This is a genomic window from Campylobacter sp. RM16187 (assembly GCF_025319965.1).
Lineage (GTDB): Bacteria > Campylobacterota > Campylobacteria > Campylobacterales > Campylobacteraceae > Campylobacter_A.
On record NZ_CP012549.1, the window covers coordinates 1865473 to 1881411 of the forward strand.

The window sequence follows — 15939 nt, forward strand, 5'->3', positions numbered from 1 at the left end:
CATCCTTAAGGTTCAAGATCTTTCAGTTCAAAATATGTCTTTTGAAGCTCTGCATTATATTTTTTTAAAATTTCAACATCTTTTTTGAGCCGCTCTCTTTGATCTTGCAAATTTAACATCACATCCAAAGAGCGCTTACCAAATACCATATTTCCAATATATACACCAAACAATATGACAATGATGGTTATTATAAATAGTCTTAAGAAATTTTTAAAAGAGTATGATCTCCTTATCTCATTTTCGTCATACTCCTTTAAAATTTCACTCAAATTTCATTTCCTAAAAATTCATCCGTCTCAAGCTCGATCTCAAGCAAGCGGTTGTATTTAGCGTTTCTTTCGCTTCTTGAAGTTGCGCCTGTTTTTATCTGACCCGTATTCATCGCTACGGCAAAATCAGCTATAAAGCTATCTTCGCTCTCACCGCTTCTGTGGCTCATCACGCAGCGATAGCCTTTGCGTTGCGCTAGGCGGATTGTCTGCATCGTTTCGCTTACGCTTCCGATTTGGTTTGGCTTGATCAAGATCGCGTTTGCAACGCCTTTTTGTATGCCTTCTCTTAAAATTTTCTCATTGGTTACGAAAAGATCGTCGCCTACTAGCTGAACCTTGCTTCCAAGCTTAGCCGTAAGCTTAGCCCAGCCGTCCCAGTCATCCTCGCTAAGTCCGTCTTCGATAGAAAATATCGGATACTTATCGCAAAGTTTTGCGTAGTATTCTATAAGCTCTTCAGAGCTAAATTTTTTGCCTTCAAGCTCGTATTTGCCGTCTTTATAAAGCTCGCTTGCAGCCACGTCAAGAGCTAGCTTTATCTGCTCTCCTGCTGTGTAGCCCGCTTTTTTGATCGCCTCCATAATAATAGCGATCGGCTCTTCGTTATCCTTTAAATTTGGAGCAAATCCACCCTCATCGCCCACTGCCGTGCTATGTCCGCCGGCATTTAAGATAGCCTTTAGCTCGTGATAAATTTCAGTAGCGGCTCTTAGCGCATCGCTAAAGGTCTCAAATCCAAACGGCATCACCATAAACTCTTGAAAATCCACGCTATTGTTCGCATGAGCTCCGCCGTTGATGATGTTAAACATCGGCACAGGAAGCACGCTTGCGTTTGCTCCGCCAAGATAGCGATAAAGCGGGATATTTAGGCTCTTTGCAGCTACGCGAGCAACCGCCATAGATACGCCAAGAACGGCATTTGCGCCTAAATTTGAGTAGTTGTGAGTGCCATCAAGCCTCTTCATCTCTTCATCGATAGATTTTTGATCGTAAGCGTCAAGTCCGATGATGGTCTCTGCGATAGCCTCATTTACGTTGCTAACCGCCTTTAACACACCCTTGCCACAGTAGCGCTTATCTTTATCTCTAAGCTCTAAAGCCTCGCGCTTGCCGGTGCTTGCTCCGCTTGGAACAGTTGCGCTTGCTACGGTGCCGTCGCTTAAGCACACAGTTGCGCGCACAGTCGGATTTCCTCTACTGTCAAGAACCTCTATCGCCGTTACATCCTCTATAAAAACCATTATTCATCTCCTACTTCTGACGCATCGTCGTCATCTTTTGAACTTCCTATGATATGATCAACACCCATTGAGCCTTTTATCGCGGTTACGATCTCTTCGGCCACTTCAGGATGCTCTTTTAAATAAGCTTTGGCATTTTCTCTGCCCTGACCGAGTTTGTTTGCCTTGTAGCTAAACCAAGCTCCACTCTTATCTACGATATCAAGCTTCACGCCGTAGTCTATTATCTCGCCTTCTTTGCTAATTCCCTCGCCAAACATAATGTCAAATTCAGCCACTTTAAATGGAGGAGCGACTTTGTTTTTTGCTACTTTTACCTTAGTGCGGTTTCCTATAGGCTCTTCGTTTTGCTTTAAAGTAGCGATTTTACGAACATCTATTCTAACGGAGGCGTAAAATTTAAGCGCATTTCCACCCGTAGTAGTCTCAGGTGTGCCGTATCCCATAGCACCGATTTTCATACGAATTTGATTGATGAATATTACAGTTGTATTCATCTTGTGTAAAATTCCGGTGAGCTTTCTAAGAGCTTGAGACATCAAACGAGCCTGAAGACCTACGTGCTGATCGCCCATATCCCCTTCTATCTCGTTTTTAGGAGTTAGCGCAGCAACACTATCAACAACTATTAAATCAATAGCTCCGCTTCTGGCCAAAGTCTCTACGATATCAAGTGCTTGTTCGCCGTAATCTGGCTGAGAAATATAAAGATTATCCGTATCTACGCCCAAATTTGCGGCGTATTTTACATCAAGAGCATGCTCAGCATCGACAAAGGCGCATACTCCACCGGCCTTTTGAGCTTCAGCTATTATATGAAGGGTCAATGTAGTCTTTCCGGAGCTCTCTGGTCCGTAAATTTCTACGATTCTTCCTTTTGGCACTCCGCCTATACCAAGTGCCAGATCAAGTCCTAGCGAACCTGTAGATATGCTATCTATCGGCTCTATCTCTCTATCGCCAAGTCTGACGACTGTGCCTTTACCAAATGATTTATCAATCTGCTTTAAGGCTAGCTCTAGCGCTTTTTTCTTATCAGCATCAAGTTCAGCCGATCCTATTTTTTTATTATCCTCTTTTTCTACCGCCATTTGTTGCCTTTAAATTTTATAATTAAATTGTCTGATTTTATCAAATTTAAGATGAATTTCGGTTTATTTAATTTTTTAAAAAATATAAAGATAACTTCTAATAATGGGCTATTTAATCAACTATTCATAAAATTTAACCTATAATCTTAAAAAGGATTAAATTTGAGACATTTTAAAGATATAAGCGTCGCGCACTCGCCTGATGCCGATGATATTTTTATGTATATGGCGATAAAATTTGGCTGGGTTAATTCTACAAATTTGCGTTTTAGCAACCTCGCTTTAGATATCCAAACGCTTAACGAAGAGGCGCTAAAAGGCACTTACGACGCTACGGCGATCAGCTTTGGACTCTATCCGCTTATAAGAGATAGCTACGCTCTGCTTCGCTGCGCGGTTAGTTTTGGCGATGGGTACGGACCAAAACTCATTAAGAAAAAAGATAAAATTTTAAAGCGAAATTTTAGGGTCGCACTCTCAGGCAAGCACACTACAAACGCGCTTTTATTTCGCGTGGCGTATCCTGAAGCAAGGATAGTTTATAAAAATTTCTTAGAAATAGAAAATGCCGTTTTAAGCGGCGAAGTCGATGCGGGAGTGCTCATACACGAAAGCATCTTGACCTTTAGCGACGAGCTTTGCGTAGAGCGTGAAATTTGGGACATCTGGCGTGAGTTTGCGGGTGATAATTTACCGCTTCCGCTTGGCGGCATGGCTGTTAGAAGAAGCTTGCCGATAACTGACGCGATAGAGTGCGAGCGAGTGCTTACCAAAGCCGTTAAGATCGCAACCGATCACAAGCCGTTTTTATCGCACATGCTTATGGAGCGAAATTTGATCCGAGTCGATAAAGAAAAGCTTAAAATTTATCTAAATTTATACGCTAATGATAGCTCCGTATCGATGAACGAAACGCAGCTAAACGCCGTAAATAGGCTCTTTGAGATAGGCTACAAGCACGGCTTTTACGATGAATTAATCGACGCTCGCGACTATCTGGTGCCGACCGAATACAACGACATAAGGTTTAGCTAAATGCAATCAACCCTAATAGAGCTAGGCATAGAGACCTTTAAAACCGCGCTTTATCTTAGCTTTCCTATGCTTTTAGCTGGTCTAAGTGCCGGTCTTATCATCAGCATCTTTCAAGCGACCACACAGATAAACGAGATGACGCTAAGCTTCGTGCCAAAGATCATCCTCGTAGTCGTTGTTATCATATTTCTCATGCCTTGGATGGTGAGCATGATGGTTGATTTTACCATCCGCATGATCGAGTTTATACCGCATTTTGTTCAATGACCAAGCTTATTGATTTTTCTAAATTTACCTCGGTTAAAATAGGCGGCGTGCACGAGGTTTTGCTCATAGATAGCACGCAAGATGATACGCAAGGTCGCGTGATAATAGGCGGCGGAAATAACCTTTTAGTTTCGCCAAACCCTGCTCCGATGGCGATTTTAAGCGATAAATTTGACTATATAAAGCTTGAAGGCGAAATTTTAGAGATAGGTGCAGCTACAAAGAGCGGTAAAATTTATAATTTTGCCAAAAAGCACGATCTAGCAGGCTTTGAGTTTTTACAAAATATCCCGGGCACGCTTGGAGGCATGATCAAGATGAATGCGGGGCTTTGTGGAATTTCCATGAGCGACAACCTACTTGAAGTGCGTTTAAAACGAGGCTGGGTTAAAAAAGATGAGATAAAATTTGCTTATAGATATTGCGAGCTAAATGAAATTGCTTTTGCAGCCAAATTTAAAGCAACAAAAGGCTTTAACGCCGCACTTGCAAACGAATTTGCGTTTAAACGCTCAAACCAGCCAAAAGGAGCCAGCTTTGGAAGCTGCTTTGTAAATCCGGCGGGAGATTACGCGGGCAGACTTATCGAAGCCGTGGGGCTAAAAGGACACTCTATCGGCGGAGCAAAATTTAGCGAAAAGCACGCAAATTTCTTGATAAATTTTGATAACGCAAGCTTTGATGATGCGATAAATCTGATAAATTTAGCCAAGAAGCTGGTGCTGGAAAAATTCGGCGTAGAGCTAAAAACGGAAGTGGTTATAATTTAGATTAAAAATATAGTAAAAAAGTTATAATTCTTAAGATTTACTCGCAAGGAGGAGTCTATGAAAAAGTTATCTTTAATCCTGTTTTTAGTATTTAGTTGCTTGTCGGTAGCGCAAGCCGGACCAAATCACCACAATGGGCTAGTGGCGATAAGCAAGGGGCAGTGGAAGGATGCCGAACACTACCTTCAGCTAGGTTGCTATAAGGAAAAGAATAGCTCTTCTTGCAAAGAGCTTGGACAAATTTATGAGTTTGGACGCGGCTCTGATATCAAAAAAGATCTTGCACGTTCAAAGCAGGCTTATGAAAAGTGCTGCGAACTAGCATTTGGAAAAAGGGATGACTGCTGCAACAAAATCAAAGATAAAACAGCCGTAAGTCCTGAAAAAGGTTGCGAAAACGGTGATGCGGCAGCTTGCATAGACTACGGTTATGAAAAACAAGATGTAAAATACTACCAAAAAGCTTGCGATTTGGGCTCAAATTTAGGATGCTTGTGGACGGGATACTCATACACCGAAGGCAAAAACGGCGCACAGCACGATCCTAAAAAGGGCTTTGAGATATTTTCAAAGCTTTGTAGCGGCGGCTACGATGACGGTTGCAAATTCTTAGCAATGGGTTATAGAGACGGCAAAGGTGTAGATAAAAACATAGACAAAGCGATCGAAATTCTAAGCCAAATTTGCGGGGGCGAAAGATTTGACGGATGTGCTAAGCTAGGCGAAATCTACCAAGACGATAAATACGGCAAAAAAGACGAGATAAAGGCATTTGAGTATTATCTGTTAGCCTTTACGAAAAAGGATCATGAGGCGTCAGGAAAATATGTAAAAAATAAAGACAATGCCGCAAAGGCTTGCGAAGCCAAAATCGCTATCGGATGCCAATATGCGGGCTCTGCATACTACCAAGAAAAGCAGTTTGCTAAAGCAATGGAATATTCCGACAAAGGTTGCGAACACGGCTTAATCGACTCTTGCATACTTGCAGGTTTTACATACTATCTGCCACCGGATGAAAGTGGGGTTACAAAAGATCTTGACAAGGCCAAAATTTACTTCAAAAAATGCTGCGAGTTAGGTTCTAGTCGATGCTGCAGCCTATTAGATAATATCAAATAAACTCACGGGCGCAAATGAGTTAAATTTGCGCCTAAATTTACTTTTTAAACTCTACTTTTTGCAGTCTTTCGGAGATGAAATTTCGCCGTCCTACTTTGGCTTCTGCTTTGCCGTTTAGCTCCACAAGATCGCCTGTAAATCCGCAAGTATCGTTTCTAACGGTAAAACTTCCCACGCCGTAGATATCAACAGGGGTGTTGTGCGCTTCAAATTCGGCGATTTTTGCAGGAGTAAAGCCTGAGCTAACGACGATTTTAACGTGGTTAAAGCCGTTTTCATCAAGCGCTTTACGAAGCGCAAAAATTAGCTCTTTACAAACCCCGTGCGGATCAAATCCGCTTGTATCCTTATCTTCAAAATACCTATCTATAAGGCTTTGAGAGGTATCAACCCTAACTGCTCCAAGCCTTGATTTTAACGCATTTGCAGCTAAAAGCGCATCGGTAATCACGTCGTTATTGTAATCAACCAGCGCGCTTACAAGCTCATTCGGAAAGGTTTTAGCGTAAATTTCACACGCCTTTACTATATTTCCCTCGCACATCTGAACGAGCGCGTGCGGCATAGTTCCCATGCCCTTGCCACCCCACCAAAAGCCCTGAGCATCGGTTGAGACGCGATCTATGCCTGCGACATAAGTGGCGTATCCGTCACCCGTCTGCGTTGAGATATCATCTTGCCTATCAGCCATTGAAAATACTATCTTGCCCTTTGCCGCCTTTAAGGCTCTGGCGACATTAGTAGCTACAGAGCTTCTGCGAGTTAGTGTTGCGTCGATGATGTTTTCTAAAAAGCCAAAATTCTCATACATCCCGCTTATCTTTAAAACAGGCTCGTTTGCATTTATGATATCGCCGTCGTTTAATGCCTGAATTTCAAGCTTCTCAGGCTCTTTAGCAAAGGTATGCACTATCGCTATGGCTTCATCGATCCCGCACAGAGTGATGTTATCAGCCCTTTGAAAAAACTGCATAGTCACGTGTTGATTAGGCAAATTTTGCTTTATGACTTGATTTATCTTCAAAAAATATCTTGCAGTATAAAAACCCTCGGCTATCCTTGGGTCAAATTTGAAAGTTTTGTTTGTAAGGCGCTTGATGACACCTTGTTTTTTTAGTTCTATCTCGTTACTCATCATACTCTTTCATCCAAATTTAATCCCTTAGTCTATCCAAATTTATTTTAACAATAAGAATTTTATGAGGCAATAGTTTAAATTTATGTCTAATAATATAAAACCATCGTCTAAAAGAATAATCCATAAATATACATGTTGCCAATTCATTACATCAAAGACATTAAACTAATTTAACCAATTAAAACATCCATCCTACAATCAGAATACTTCTTAAATTCAGCCTGCTATGTATAAGGAGAATAAGACATTAGGTAAAGATTTTAAATATAAGTGTTTATAAAGCTTATCTTGTATAAATATATAAATGTCTTGATGTTGATATTATCGATATAAATATTTTAATAGCCGTTTAGATTAGATGTTTATGATAATGTTTTAATGAATTTTAGTGATTTAAATAAGTAGTAGCTTTGTATAAATAACAAAGCCCGCAACGACCTACTTTTCCAGCATCCCAGTAAGGGAGAGTATCATCAGCCAGGACGAGCTTAGCTTCTTGGTTCGAGATGGAGCAAGGCGTTTCCTCGTCTGTATAGTCACGGGCAGTGTTAGTTAAGTAAATTATCGGTTCGTCTTTTTAGTATCTTTGAATGAGTTTGCTATTTTTAATACTCACGGACAACACGTCCGCTCCGTTTAAAAACAGCCTCACAACATTCAAATCTATCTAAAAATACTTCACCTTGCCTATAATCTATAGATAAATTTGCTTAACTAACACTGTCTTTTAATTGCTAAGAGTTAAAGCGTTTTAAATAACAATCTTTTCTTGTAAGGTTTTTGAATTGAGAACTAGTTTTTCGCTAGGCAAGGCAGACGAGTAAAGACGAGGGAGCATACATATAGTATGTGACCGAAGTCTGAAACGAAGTCTAACGAAGCATAGTAGAAAAATTAGGAATCAATTTTACCCTTAACAAGGAAGTGATGCTTATTAAAAGATAAGCAGACGACCTATTAGTACTGGTCAGCTAAAGGACTTTCATCCATTACACACCCAGCCTATCAAACATATAGTCTTTATGAGGTCTTAAAAGAAGATTCATCTTGGAGTTGGCTTCGAGCTTAGATGCTTTCAGCTCTTATCACGTCCCAACATAGCTACCGAGCGGTGCCCTTGGCAGGACAACTCGTACACCAGTGGTTGGTTCAACCCGGTCCTCTCGTACTAGGGTCAACTCTCCTCAATCTTCTTACGCCCACGGCAGATAGGGACCGAACTGTCTCACGACGTTCTGAACCCAGCTCGCGTACCGCTTTAAATGGCGAACAGCCATACCCTTGGGACCTGCTCCAGCCCCAGGATGCGATGAGCCGACATCGAGGTGCCAAACCTCCCCGTCGATGTGAGCTCTTGGGGGAGATCAGCCTGTTATCCCCGGGGTACCTTTTATCCTTTGAGCGATGGCCCTTCCACACAGAACCACCGGATCACTAAGACCGACTTTCGTCTCTGCTTGACATGTACGTCTCGCAGTTAAGCTGGCTTATACCTTTATACTCTACGAACGATTTCCAACCGTTCTGAGCCAACCTTTGTAAGCCTCCGTTACATTTTGGGAGGCGACCGCCCCAGTCAAACTACCCACCAGACATTGTCCTGCATGAGGATAACTCATGCCAGTTAGCTATCAGAATAAAAAAGAGTGGTATCTCAACAATGGCTCACTATAAACTGGCGTCTATAGATCAAAGCCTCCCACCTATCCTGCACATCTTTATCCCAATAGCAGTGTCAAGCTGTAGTAAAGGTCCACGGGGTCTTTCCGTCTTGCCGCGGGTAGGAGGAATTTTCACCTCCACTACAATTTCACTGGATCCCTCTTCGAGACAGCTCCCATCTCGTTACGCCATTCATGCAGGTCGGTATTTAACCGACAAGGAATTTCGCTACCTTAGGACCGTTATAGTTACGGCCGCCGTTTACTCGGGCTTCGATCAAACGCTTCGCAGAGCTAACGTCATCAATTAACCTTCGAGCACCGGGCAGGCGTCACACCCTATACATCCTCTTACGAGTTAGCAGAGTGCTGTGTTTTTGGTAAACAGTCGGGAGGGACTCTTTGTTGTAACCTTCTTTGCTTACGGAGTGAATCCTTAACAAAGTTAGGCACACCTTATACCGAAGATACGGTGCTATTTTGCAGAGTTCCTTGAAGAGAGTTCTTCCACGCGCCTTAGAATACTCATCCCACCCACCTGTGTCGGTTTACGGTACGGGCAACTATTACTAAACTTAGAAACTTTTCTTGGCTCGACAGTATCAAGGATTCACACGCTGTTCCGAAGAACTTTGTGTGCCTGTGGGGTCTCGGCTTAAAAAGATCCGGATTTGCCTGGATCTTAACCTACACCTTTCGACCAGCACTACCATCCGCTGGCTCCTCTAACTCTAAGCGTCCTTCCATCGCACATAATAGTTGGCATTGGAATATTAACCAATTTTCCATCGCATACCCCTTTCGGACTTTGCTTAGGACCCGGCTAACCCTACGATGACGAGCATCGCGTAGGAAACCTTGGGTTTACGGCGTTGGGGATTCTCACCCCAATTATCGCTACTCATGCCTGCATGCTCACTTCTATCCGCTCCAGCGCTCCTTACCGGTACACCTTCAACGCTGAATAGAACGCTCTCCTACCACTTGCACTTAATTATTCATACTATCAAAATTTATACTGTAAATTTTAGTGCTTAATCTGAAATTTAAAAGAACGGATTAAGCGAAGTATTTTGAGATGGATTTAAATGTTGTGAGATATTTTTCGATTGAGACTAGCCATATAGGCTGTCGATTGAGAAAAATACAAACTCATTTAAATACGCTCAAAAGACGAGCTAGTATAAATGATTAAGTGCAAGTCTAAAGCTTCGGTACTCATTTTAGCCCCGTTATATTTTCCGCGCAGAATCACTAGACCAGTGAGCTATTACGCTTTCTTTAAAGGATGGCTGCTTCTAAGCCAACCTCCTGGTTGTTTCAGTAACTCCACATCGTTTTCCACTTAAATGAGATTTAGGGACCTTAGCTGTTAGTCTGGGTTGTTCCCCTCTCGACGACGGATTTTATCACTCGCCGCCTGACTGCCATGATTACACACTAGGTATTCGGAGTTTGATAGGGTTTGGTACATTGGTGTATGCCCTAGCCCATTCAGTGCTCTACCCCCTAGTGTTACTACATGACGCTATACCTAAATATATTTCGGAGAGAACCAGCTATCACGATGTTTGATTGGCCTTTCACCCCTATCCACAAGTCATCCCATAGCTTTTCAACGCTAGCGGGTTCGGTCCTCCACTGGCTCTTACACCAGTTTCAACCTGCTCATGGATAGATCACATCGTTTCGGGTCTGCAACATCTGACTAAACGCCCTATTAAGACTCGCTTTCGCTACGGCTCCGGGTTTCCTTAACCTCGCCAGACATCACAACTCGCAGGCTCATTATGCAAAAGGCAGTCCATCACCCTGATAAATCATAGGGCTCTGAATGATTGTAAGCAAATGGTTTCAGGTTCTATTTCACTCTGATCACCTCAGTTCTTTTCACCTTTCCCTCACGGTACTTGTGCACTATCGGTCTAGTAGTAGTATTTAGGGTTGGATAGTGGTCTACCCGGCTTCAGACAGAATATCACGTGTTCCGCCCTACTCAGGATACTGCTAAGTAAAACATCGCTTTCATATACGGGAGTATCACCCTCTATGCTCAACCTTTCCAGATTGTTCTATTAGCTTTGCTTAGTCTATGTTGCAGTCCTACAACCCCGTTAGTAAACTAACGGTTTGCCCTCTTACGCGTTCGCTCGCCGCTACTAGCGTAATCTCGTTTGATTTCTTTTCCTGTTGGTACTAAGATGTTTCAATTCCCAACGTTCGCTCCATATAGGTAGTTAAGTTCGCACTTAACTGGGTTGCCCCATTCGGAAATACCCGGATCAAAGCCCCTTGACGGCTCCCCGAGTCTTATCGCAGCCTGGCACGTCCTTCATCGCCTCTACTAGCCAAGGCATCCACCACTTGCTCTTAGTAGCTTACCTTTTATTATATTAGATTAATATATTCTAATTCGCATCACTTCCTTGTTAAAGGTAATTTATAAATTTAAAGCTTTATCTATTTATATTTATATTTATTTTAAGATAAATAATAAAAATAGAAAAGTTAGTCAAATTTACTTTGCAATTACTAAATTTAAACTCTCATCCCCAAGACGGAAAGCATTAACTGATATATAGATAAGTTTTAAACTCCATATATCTTGTGACGTTAAACTTCTGAATACTGATTATATTCAAGAGATAAGATATTTAAATCTTTAACAAGTCCTGTAAAATTGTTTTATTTAAAAACTTGCTTGTGACTCTTAACAATGATAATTAAAAGAACTTTTAGACTTCGCATACTAGCAAAGCTAGTATTTGCGACCAAAGAGCTACGCCCTTTGGAAACCCCTAAAGCACACTGCCTCTTTCGGAGGCACCGTAAGATAAGGATATTAATCAACTCAAAGTCTAAAGCAAATATTCTTTTTAGAACACTTGATTTAAACCTTGATGTCTGTTTAGTTAAACTAATTTTTATTTATTTGCTAATTAATGGTGGGCCTAACAAGACTTGAACTTGTGACCTCACCCTTATCAGGGGTGCACTCTAACCAGCTGAGCTATAGGCCCTCTTGCTTGCTCTTTTGCATTCTATACTGCGTCAAAGCTTGGTCATAACTTCGTCACGTAGTGTATCTACGCTCCTTGTTACTCGGTCACTTTTCCTTGTCTAGAAAAAAATAGCTTCGCACTTAAATTTGGTGGAGAATAGCGGGATCGAACCGCTGACCTCCTGCGTGCAAAGCAGGCGCTCTCCCAGCTGAGCTAATTCCCCTTAACATCCTTACTTCGTATACTAGCAAAAGCTAGTATTTACGAGCAGGAGTTTTGTTCCCTGCACCCACCTAAAGTTATAAAGATTTATTCTAAACTTCGTTTATCATAAATAATAAATTTAGGTTTTTGTCTAGGCAATTAAGGAATTAGACAAATTTATTAGCTGTCAATCTTTCAAAACTAAACAAGGATGATTGAGTTAAATTTCAATCTCTTAGATTGAAACATATCTTTCTTATAGATATCTTGTGAGAGAATATCTATATGTACTCTAGAAAGGAGGTGATCCAACCGCAGGTTCTCCTACGGTTACCTTGTTACGACTTCACCCCAGTCGCTGATTCCACTGTGGGCGGTAGCTAGTTTAGCATTCCGACTTCGAGTGAAATCAACTCCCATGGTGTGACGGGCGGTGAGTACAAGACCCGGGAACGTATTCACCGTAGCATGGCTGATCTACGATTACTAGCGATTCCGGCTTCATGGAGTCGAGTTGCAGACTCCAATCCGAACTGGGACATATTTTATAGATTTGCTCCATCTCGCGATATTGCGTCTCATTGTATATGCCATTGTAGCACGTGTGTCGCCCCGGACATAAGGGCCATGATGACTTGACGTCGTCCACACCTTCCTCCTCCTTACGAAGGCAGTCTATTTAGAGTGCTCGGCCTAACCGTTAGCAACTAAATACGTGGGTTGCGCTCGTTGCGGGACTTAACCCAACATCTCACGACACGAGCTGACGACAGCCGTGCAGCACCTGTCTTAACATTTCTGCAAGCAGACACTCTTCTATCTCTAGATGATTTGTTAGATATCAAGTCCGGGTAAGGTTCTTCGCGTATCTTCGAATTAAACCACATGCTCCACCGCTTGTGCGGGTCCCCGTCTATTCCTTTGAGTTTTAATCTTGCGACCGTACTCCCCAGGCGGTATACTTAATCCGTTAGGTGCATTACTGCCAAGACTAGCTTGGCAACAACTAGTATACATCGTTTAGGGCGTGGACTACCAGGGTATCTAATCCTGTTTGCTCCCCACGCTTTCACGCATTAGCGTCAGTTAAGTTCCAGCAGATCGCCTTCGCAATGGGTATTCTTCTTGATCTCTACGGATTTTACCCCTACACCAAGAATTCCATCTGCCTCTCCCTTACTCTAGATTATCAGTTTCCCAAGCAGTTTAACGGTTAAGCCGTTAGATTTCACTCAAGACTTGATAATCCGCCTACGCGTCCTTTACGCCCAGTGATTCCGAGTAACGCTTGCACCCTCCGTATTACCGCGGCTGCTGGCACGGAGTTAGCCGGTGCTTATTCCTTGGGTACCGTCATAATTCTTTCCCAAGAAAAGGAGTTTACGCTCCGAAAAGTGTCATCCTCCACGCGGCGTTGCTGCTTCAGGGTTTCCCCCATTGAGCAATATTCCCTACTGCTGCCTCCCGTAGGAGTCTGGACCGTGTCTCAGTTCCAGTGTGACTGATCATCCTCTCAGACCAGTTACGCGTCATAGCCTTGGTGAGCCATTACCTCACCAACTAGCTGATACGATATAGCCTCATCCTACACCGAAAAACTTTCCCGACTTAACTTATGTAAAGAAGGAGTATAGAGTATTAGCAGTCGTTTCCAACTGTTGTCCTCTAGTGTAGGGCAGATTAGCTATACATTACTCACCCGTGCGCCACTAAGATATAAGAGCAAGCCCTCATATCTCCGTTCGACTTGCATGTATTAGGCACGCCGCCAGCGTTCACTCTGAGCCAGGATCAAACTCTCCATATTAATTTCGCGAACTAGCAAAGCTAGTTCTTGCGACCAAAGGATTTTATCCTTTGGAAACCTCTAAAGCACTTCTGAGCGTAGCGCCTCGCAGTTACGAGTGCTTTGCATGAAGTAAAAAATTGCGTGTCAGCAATTTCGTAAAAAGCAAATAAGCTTTTTAAGTTCAAATTTGAACTATCTTAGAAGTTAGCTTTTATATGAAGTTTTAATCAAAAAACTTTTAATTTTATAATCTCTTATCTTTTAAATTAGCAAGCTAATTAAAAGATGATTGTTTTTAGTTTTTCTACATTAATTACTTTCCAAAGAAAGCCTATTAAGTAGATGGCTCAATCGATCACTTGTTTAGATTTCAAAGATTGACTAATTAGTTTAACATTGGTAAAGTTATAGAACATGACGATTAAAAAGAAAAAGCTTTATTAACTTGAAAGAAGAAGTTAAAGGTGGTTTCTTAATTCGTGAGCTGGAATTATATAAGAGGGAAGCTTAAAGTTTTATTACAAAATCAAAAATTACAAAAGAAATTTGCAAAAATATAAAAATGCAAATTTCTTTCTATATAGAATATAGTATTATTGAGCAGCTATAACTTCAATTTCTACTAAACCATCTTTTGGCAGAGTCTTTACAGCTATAGTGCTACGTGCCGGAAATTCTCCTTTAAAACAACTAGCATAAATTTCATTTACTTTTGTAAAATCATTTATATCGGCTAAAAATATAGTTGTTTTTACAATATTTTCAAATGTTAAGCCAGCTACAGCCAAAATATTTTTGATATTTTCCATAGATTGTCTTGTTTGGTCTTCAACACTACTTCCTGCAAATTCTCCGTCAGGTTTTACACCAAGCTGCCCGGATATAAATAAAAATCCATTTGACATAACCGCTTGAGAGTACGGTCCTATGGCTTGTGGAGAGTTTTTAGTAGATATAATTTTTTTCATGATTTTCCTTAAGCTTAAAATCTTGCAAAATCCTACAACAAATTCATTTTTCTGTCAATAAAAATAATCTCATATTTTGATATAATCGATAAAAAATAGGATTTTTATGATACCGATTAAATTTTACAAGTTCGTTTTAGCATTTATTATGTCGCTTTTTATGTCATTTTTGATGTCTGGAGTCTTACTATATATAAATTTGGGGCTTATAGATAGATTCTTGATATTATGGGCAGAAGGCTGGTTCAAAGCATTTGTAGTCGCCTATCCTAGCGTTATATTCATAATGCCTTTTGCAACAAAGCTAACAAAGAAAATTTGTAAAAACGAGTAATCTATATAATGAATATAGTATTGGCGCCTAACGAATTTTTGGATGGTTATGTGCTTGGGTGCGAATTTGCAAAGCTTGCAAATATCTCTTCAAACGCATATCTCTTCTGGAAGGGCGTAATTTCGGCTAAATTTGAACACTCTCGTATAGTTTTTTTAAAATACAAAACAATTCCACATAAATTTGAGCATATTATCAAAGATTGCAGTGGGCTTGAGGGACTAGTTTTAACAAGCTCTTTTTGTTCATTTACCGGACTTGCACCATCTCATCTAGTGAAAAAAAATAATTCAAATTTATATAAACTTTTTGATATAAGAGAAATTTGCGGAATAAAATTTATAAATTTAAAGAAATTTTATGATGACTTAGGACTTGATTACGGCTATAGAATTTATATAGAAAAGTGTAAATTTTTCTCTCCAGAGCCATTAGAAAAGCGCATCAGACTAACCGATACGCTTTGTCTTGGATATTATTAAACCTTTTTATATGGCGCTTGGCCTACTTCATAAAAATTGTTTCCATCGCTATCTATCGCTACTATCGCAGGAAAATCCTCGATAGTTATTCGTGCTATAGCTTCTGGGCCAAGATCCTCATAAGCCAAAACTTCATATTTTTTGATACTCTGACTTATTAATGCCCCGGCTCCTCCGATAGCCACCATATATACGCATCCTGATTTTTTCATCGCATCTACCACTTCCTGAGAGCGGTAGCCCTTACCTATCATACCGTTTATACCAACTTCATTAATCATAGTTGGGGTATATTTATCCATTCGTCCACTTGTTGTAGGACCTGCCGCACCTATAACTTGACCAGGCTTTGCAGGACTTGGTCCAAGATAATATATTGTTTCACCGGCCAAATTTACAGGCAACTTTTCACCTCTGGCTAAAGTCTCTGTTAAGGCTTTATGCGCAGCATCTCTGGCCGCTATTATTGTTCCCGATATTAATACGCTATCGCCAGCTTTTAGACTTTTTACTACGCTTTTATCAAACGGTGCAGTTATTTTCTTGATTTCTGACAT

The 15939-nt window shown here is 41.1% G+C and carries 12 protein-coding genes, 2 tRNA genes and 3 rRNA genes; 6 read left to right on the forward strand and 11 right to left on the reverse strand.

The genetic code is table 11. From position 1 onward, the window contains the following. Window positions 1-5: 5 nt before the first annotated feature. The 3 genes from CDOMF_RS09940 to recA are packed head-to-tail and all read right to left on the reverse strand — an operon-like array spanning window position 6 to window position 2610. Window positions 6-272, reverse strand: coding sequence for a septum formation initiator (locus CDOMF_RS09940; protein WP_169975436.1), 267 nt, complete (start codon window positions 270-272; stop codon window positions 6-8). Beyond that, on the reverse strand, window positions 269-1519 hold the full coding sequence (gene eno, locus CDOMF_RS09945) for a phosphopyruvate hydratase (RefSeq protein WP_260951839.1): 1251 nt from the start codon (window positions 1517-1519) through the stop codon (window positions 269-271). Before eno ends, CDOMF_RS09940 begins: the two co-directional genes overlap by 4 nt. Then, the gene (gene recA, locus CDOMF_RS09950; RefSeq protein WP_260951840.1) at window positions 1519-2610 is read right to left on the reverse strand and encodes a recombinase RecA; all 1092 of its coding nucleotides are present in this window, start codon (window positions 2608-2610) and stop codon (window positions 1519-1521) included. Before recA ends, eno begins: the two co-directional genes overlap by 1 nt. Window positions 2611-2829: 219 nt before the next feature. On the opposite strand from recA, the gene CDOMF_RS09955 reads away from it, so the two are divergent. The 4 genes from CDOMF_RS09955 to CDOMF_RS09970 are packed head-to-tail and all read left to right on the forward strand — an operon-like array spanning window position 2830 to window position 5804. Beyond that, window positions 2830-3645: a menaquinone biosynthesis family protein gene (locus CDOMF_RS09955; protein WP_442863538.1), complete on the forward strand. Its 816-nt coding sequence runs from the start codon at window positions 2830-2832 to the stop codon at window positions 3643-3645. Continuing rightward, on the forward strand, window positions 3646-3912 hold the full coding sequence (gene fliQ / locus CDOMF_RS09960) for a flagellar biosynthesis protein FliQ (RefSeq protein WP_169941033.1): 267 nt from the start codon (window positions 3646-3648) through the stop codon (window positions 3910-3912). Beyond that, on the forward strand, window positions 3909-4682 hold the full coding sequence (locus tag CDOMF_RS09965) for a UDP-N-acetylmuramate dehydrogenase (RefSeq protein WP_260951842.1): 774 nt from the start codon (window positions 3909-3911) through the stop codon (window positions 4680-4682). The genes fliQ and CDOMF_RS09965 overlap by 4 nt, the downstream gene beginning before the upstream one ends. 57 nt (window positions 4683-4739) lie before the next feature. Continuing rightward, window positions 4740-5804, forward strand: a complete 1065-nt coding sequence (locus CDOMF_RS09970; RefSeq protein ID WP_260951843.1) for a tetratricopeptide repeat protein — start codon at window positions 4740-4742, stop codon at window positions 5802-5804. A 37-nt stretch (window positions 5805-5841) separates the two neighbouring features. Here CDOMF_RS09970 and CDOMF_RS09975 read toward each other — a convergent pair whose 3' ends face one another. The 7 genes from CDOMF_RS09975 to CDOMF_RS10005 form a co-directional block, all read right to left on the reverse strand. Continuing rightward, complete coding sequence (locus CDOMF_RS09975; protein WP_260951844.1) at window positions 5842-6939, reverse strand: nicotinate phosphoribosyltransferase; 1098 nt, start codon at window positions 6937-6939, stop codon at window positions 5842-5844. A gap of 428 nt (window positions 6940-7367) precedes the next feature. Beyond that, a 5S ribosomal RNA gene (rrf, locus tag CDOMF_RS09980) occupies window positions 7368-7486 on the reverse strand. A 393-nt stretch (window positions 7487-7879) separates the two neighbouring features. Further along, window positions 7880-10987 (reverse strand): 23S ribosomal RNA (locus tag CDOMF_RS09985). A gap of 559 nt (window positions 10988-11546) precedes the next feature. After that, window positions 11547-11623: transfer RNA gene (locus tag CDOMF_RS09990), tRNA-Ile, on the reverse strand. A gap of 129 nt (window positions 11624-11752) precedes the next feature. Continuing rightward, window positions 11753-11828: transfer RNA gene (locus CDOMF_RS09995), tRNA-Ala, on the reverse strand. A 277-nt stretch (window positions 11829-12105) separates the two neighbouring features. After that, a 16S ribosomal RNA gene (locus CDOMF_RS10000) occupies window positions 12106-13616 on the reverse strand. The 16S, 23S and 5S rRNA genes sit together here with 2 tRNA genes alongside, the layout of an rRNA operon. A 575-nt stretch (window positions 13617-14191) precedes the next feature. Then, window positions 14192-14566, reverse strand: coding sequence for a RidA family protein (locus CDOMF_RS10005; protein WP_260951845.1), 375 nt, complete (start codon window positions 14564-14566; stop codon window positions 14192-14194). 106 nt (window positions 14567-14672) lie between these two features. Here CDOMF_RS10005 and CDOMF_RS10010 point away from each other — a divergent pair, with 106 nt between their 5' ends. Then, window positions 14673-14900 carry a DUF2798 domain-containing protein gene (locus CDOMF_RS10010; protein WP_169975746.1) on the forward strand — a complete coding sequence of 76 codons (228 nt, stop codon included), beginning with the start codon at window positions 14673-14675 and terminating at the stop codon, window positions 14898-14900. Window positions 14901-14905: 5 nt separating this feature from the next. Continuing rightward, window positions 14906-15382, forward strand: a complete 477-nt coding sequence (locus CDOMF_RS10015) for a cysteine permease (protein ID WP_260953181.1) — start codon at window positions 14906-14908, stop codon at window positions 15380-15382. Here the strand turns inward: CDOMF_RS10015 and CDOMF_RS10020 are convergent. After that, complete coding sequence (locus tag CDOMF_RS10020; protein ID WP_172127002.1) at window positions 15379-15939, reverse strand: Fe-S-containing hydro-lyase; 561 nt, start codon at window positions 15937-15939, stop codon at window positions 15379-15381. The two genes, CDOMF_RS10015 and CDOMF_RS10020, sit on opposite strands and share 4 nt — an antisense overlap.

Bases quoted from the DNA above. Each gene is read 5' to 3' on its own strand.
- CDOMF_RS10020 (WP_172127002.1), bottom strand. From the start codon at position 15,939: ATGTCAGAAATCAAGAAAATAACTGCACCGTTTGATAAAAGCGTAGTA.
- CDOMF_RS09955 (WP_442863538.1), top strand. From the start codon at position 2,830: ATGTATATGGCGATAAAATTTGGCTGGGTTAATTCTACAAATTTGCGT.
- CDOMF_RS09970 (WP_260951843.1), top strand. From the start codon at position 4,740: ATGAAAAAGTTATCTTTAATCCTGTTTTTAGTATTTAGTTGCTTGTCG.
- fliQ (WP_169941033.1), top strand. From the start codon at position 3,646: ATGCAATCAACCCTAATAGAGCTAGGCATAGAGACCTTTAAAACCGCG.
- CDOMF_RS10010 (WP_169975746.1), top strand. From the start codon at position 14,673: ATGATACCGATTAAATTTTACAAGTTCGTTTTAGCATTTATTATGTCG.
- recA (WP_260951840.1), bottom strand. From the start codon at position 2,610: ATGGCGGTAGAAAAAGAGGATAATAAAAAAATAGGATCGGCTGAACTT.
- CDOMF_RS09965 (WP_260951842.1), top strand. From the start codon at position 3,909: ATGACCAAGCTTATTGATTTTTCTAAATTTACCTCGGTTAAAATAGGC.
- CDOMF_RS09975 (WP_260951844.1), bottom strand. From the start codon at position 6,939: ATGAGTAACGAGATAGAACTAAAAAAACAAGGTGTCATCAAGCGCCTT.
- eno (WP_260951839.1), bottom strand. From the start codon at position 1,519: ATGGTTTTTATAGAGGATGTAACGGCGATAGAGGTTCTTGACAGTAGA.
- CDOMF_RS10005 (WP_260951845.1), bottom strand. From the start codon at position 14,566: ATGAAAAAAATTATATCTACTAAAAACTCTCCACAAGCCATAGGACCG.